Here is a 3,838-nt window from a genome sequence, read left to right as displayed (position 1 = left end):
GATTTTTTAAACTACATGAACATCCAAATGGGATATTTAAAACATGAGGAGTTTAAAGTAGTTTTTCTAAATAGTAGCAATCAAATAGTTTTAAATGAAACTCTATTTTGTGGAACTATAGACCGCAGTGTTGTTTATCCAAGATTGATAATTGAAAAGGCAATTCTATCAAAAGCTAAAGGAGTTATATTTGTACATAACCACCCAAGTGGTAATTTAACTCCATCTAAAAAAGATATTGAGCTGACACTAGAGATGCAAGAGCTTCTTGATAAAGTGGATATAAAACTACTTGACCACTACATAATCTCAGAAACAGAAAACTTTAGTTTTTATGAAAATGGTTTAATTGATTATTTGTAAAGCTTGAGGGAACTCCCTCAAGCTACTTTTAAAGATGGAGGTACTGTATGAAAAAGTTTGATATTATGGGTAGCATTAGAAGAGAGATGAATTTAAAAAATTTAAGCAGCAATAGAGTGGCCAAGAAAATTGGAGTTAGTGAGATAAAGATGACAGAATTCTTTCTGGAGAAAAGTGTAAGTCTGGAACTACTCGAAAAAGTTATTGAGGTAGTTTTTGAAAGCTATGAGTTCCAGTACTCTTTTAAAGAAAATCCACTGAGAAAGTTTGGTACTAAGGAGTTGTTAGAAGAACTTATGAGAAGAGAGAAATAAATAAAACCTGAGAGAAATCTCAGGTTTTTTTAGTTAATATAAGACTATTTCTAGAGTTTTTCTAGAAATAGTCTTATATATTAAAAATATAAACTAATATCTAGAAGTTTATTTATACCATTTGAATTAACCATATTAGCTATATTTATTTTAACTCCTGAAGATATTTTAAATTCTTTAATTGGAGATGACATCATCAGCTCTGTAATTAAACTTATAGCAGTTTCTTTAGATACTAATGCTAGACGATTTTCATCAGTGAATGATGGAAGTATTACTTTAATTTTATCTTCAAATATCTCGGCTACTTCTAACTTTTCGTCTTCTGTTAAAGTTTTATTTTTTAACTTAATATATAATACGGGATTTTTATACTTAAATAAAAAGAAAAAATATCCAATCGTAGCTAAATAAGTCATTTGATTCTCGTCTTTATAGGGTATATTTGCAAAAAAATTATTAAATCTATCATTAATTTTAATAACAGTTATAATCTTTTCTAAATCTCTTAGAGAAAAATCAAAAGCTTTTAAAAGATTTTCAAGTAATTGATGAGTGTATCCATTTGTCAAATGCATTATGTATTTTCCTTTATCAACCTTAGGTAAACTACATTCTAAATCTACAAATCTTCTCAAATATCCTCCTGTATCCATATTATTACCATATATAGTTCCTATTGAATACGAAAGTTGCTCTAAATCCCAAGCCAGTACAAAATTATAGTTTTCAACAGAAAATAAGTGCTTAATTGTTTCTAAAGTTTCAATTGCAAAAGTAGGGCGACATCTGTCTAATTCATCGATAAAAAATAAAATTTTTTTACTTGTTTTCTGCTGAAATTGTTGAAGAGTTTGAATAAATAATTTCTTTATTTTTTTTCTAATTACTTCCATATTAAAATCATTAAATTTTTCAGATAATTTTTCTAATTCAGTTTGATCTTTGAAAGTTTCTTGTAGAGTATTTAGTGTCATTCCATCTTCAATCAAGGAGCTAAGAAAATCATTAATTTCTGTTTTTATTTTTGAATCTAAAGGTAAAAAACCAAGTAATGATTTTAAAAAAAACTTAGGTGCTTTTGTCGATAAAACACTAGCCGCAGTTGTTAAGATTTTAGATTCAGAAGAATCTCTAAAATCTGATATTTCATTTAACTCAATGAGAATAGATATTAATGGATTTTTAGAATCATCATTTTCCCAAGCATTAAAATATATTGTGTAGTATTTATCTTTTAAATTTTGATCTATAGATAGATAATGTTTCCACATTTCTATAAATGTTGTTTTACCTGTTCCCCAAGGTGAATGAATAGATATAACTTTACATTCATTTTCATAACTTTGAATATACTCCATCAAAGTTCTAATAAACTTCCTTCTTTCAAATAAATCTCTATTATAAATTTCTTGAGTAGTCATTAATCCCCCTTTTTTTATAATTATTAATAGTTTTTTTAATCAAAGTTTTAAATATATAATTTTATTGAAAATAGTTATCTTCTAAAATTAATCCACTACATGCAAATTTTTAGCCATATGTTTAAGTTCGTTTTTAGATTTTTGAAGTTTTAGTAAAAGATTTTCATTATTTTTATTTATTTCTAATTCTTTTTCTAAAAGTTTAATTTCTAACTTTTTTAATCTCGCTTTTAAAGCTGTTTCTTTATTTGGAACACCTAAAAAATATCCATCTCCACCTGAGACATCATAATCATAGATACCAAATTTTTTTCCTTTGCTTTCAAGTAATTTAATTAATTCTTCGTTCTTTTTATTAACATCATCATGATAATGAGTTATAAAATCAAATAAAGAATTAATATCTTTATTAATTTCATCCAAAATCTCTAAAGAGGATTCTGAAAGATTAAGATCGTATGTGTATTCATATTTTTTCTGTGCATTTATATTGAGTTTCTCAATTTCTTTCCAATATTTTTCATTAATTTCATTAATTTCATTTTTTATTTCCACTGTTTGAGAATCTAATACTGGTCTAACTGTTTTTTCAACAGCATCTTTCAATTTAGCTTCAAAGCCACCACCCTTAAAGTAATCAAATTTTTCTAAATTAATAAAACAAATTGTTAATGCACTTGAAATAAGTGATATTCCAGCCATACCTTGATTATTTTTAATTCCAAAATATATACATGGAACCAACATTATTATTGTAATGAAAATAATTTTTAATCCCTCTATCAATTTTTTCATAATACTCCTTTTTCTAACAATTTTTTCTATTTTTTTATGGAACTTTCATAGGAAATAATTATTAAACAATATCTTTTATAAATTTTACTGAATTCCCTTTTGTATCTCTTCCCACTCTCTAAGCAACTTATAAAAAGTTGTCTTTTTAAGATTTAGTATCTCCATAGCTCTAGTTCCTGTGATCTCTCTAGTTTTCCAACTATTGTAAATCTCTTTCCAGTTCTCTGGAAAAGGTATTGGTTTACGCCCTTTGTACTTTCCTAACTCCTTTGCTATCAATATTCCCTCCCTTTGACGCTCTAAAAGATTAGTTCTTTCAAACTCGTTTATAGCAGCTATCATAGTCAACATTAGCTTTCCAGTAGGTGTAGATGTATCAATGCTCTCTTTAAATGACACTAAATGTACCTTTTTTTTGGCTAAAAGGTCAGTTATATGTAAAAGGTCCTTAGTAGATCTAGCTAGTCTAGAGAAATCATGGACGTACACAGTATCCCCTTCTCTAACGAACTCTAGCATGCTTTTAAGTTCAGGTCTTCCCTCGATATTCTTACCTGATACTTTTTCAATATATAGTTTTTCCACCTTGGCCTCTTCCATCCTCACTAATTGGCGACTTTCGTTTTGGTCCACAGTGGAGACTCTCACATATCCAACTTTCATTTGTCCTCCGATAATTAAAATTCTGCATATATTATACAATATCGTTCGTTTAAAGTAAATAACAAACATCAGTTCAGAAAATACGTTCGGAAATTATTTTTTGAGCTTTGTAATTTTGATTTTAAGGCGTTCGTTTAGACTGTACCCTATCAGAATATAGAAAAAACAAAAAATAAATCAAAATAGAAAATATAAGGTTATGGGAGATTTTGTTTAAAAAGCCTAAAATCTTAAATAAAAAGTCAATGCCACTCGTTAAGGAGTAGTCATTGACTTTTT

General features: G+C 27.3%; 5 protein-coding genes. 2 read left to right on the top strand and 3 right to left on the bottom strand.

Annotated features, from left to right (window positions below; genetic code table 11):
- Positions 1–363 (top strand): JAB domain-containing protein (locus ACRC8M_RS03945; protein ID WP_438527953.1); only part of this gene is annotated, 363 nt, incomplete at its 5' end.
- Positions 364–410: 47 nt separating this feature from the next.
- A complete protein-coding gene (locus ACRC8M_RS03940; RefSeq protein WP_438527952.1) occupies positions 411–677 on the top strand; it encodes a hypothetical protein in 267 nt (88 codons plus the stop codon).
- Positions 678–757: 80 nt separating this feature from the next.
- On the opposite strand, the gene ACRC8M_RS03935 is transcribed toward ACRC8M_RS03940, so the two are convergent.
- From ACRC8M_RS03935 to ACRC8M_RS03925, 3 genes are all read right to left on the bottom strand, one after another.
- Positions 758–2,101: a KAP family P-loop NTPase fold protein gene (locus tag ACRC8M_RS03935; RefSeq protein WP_438527951.1), complete on the bottom strand. Its 1,344-nt coding sequence runs from the start codon at positions 2,099–2,101 to the stop codon at positions 758–760.
- An 87-nt stretch (positions 2,102–2,188) separates the two neighbouring features.
- On the bottom strand, positions 2,189–2,896 hold the full coding sequence (locus ACRC8M_RS03930; RefSeq protein WP_438527950.1) for a hypothetical protein: 708 nt from the start codon (positions 2,894–2,896) through the stop codon (positions 2,189–2,191).
- 84 nt (positions 2,897–2,980) lie between these two features.
- A complete protein-coding gene (locus ACRC8M_RS03925; protein ID WP_438527949.1) occupies positions 2,981–3,559 on the bottom strand; it encodes a recombinase family protein in 579 nt (192 codons plus the stop codon).
- Positions 3,560–3,838: the final 279 nt, after the last annotated feature.

The organism is Cetobacterium sp. (genome assembly GCF_051653945.1).
Classification (GTDB): Bacteria; Fusobacteriota; Fusobacteriia; order Fusobacteriales; family Fusobacteriaceae; genus Cetobacterium_A.
Note: the sequence above shows the minus strand (reverse complement) of the source record. Positions and strands in the feature narration are given on the sequence as shown.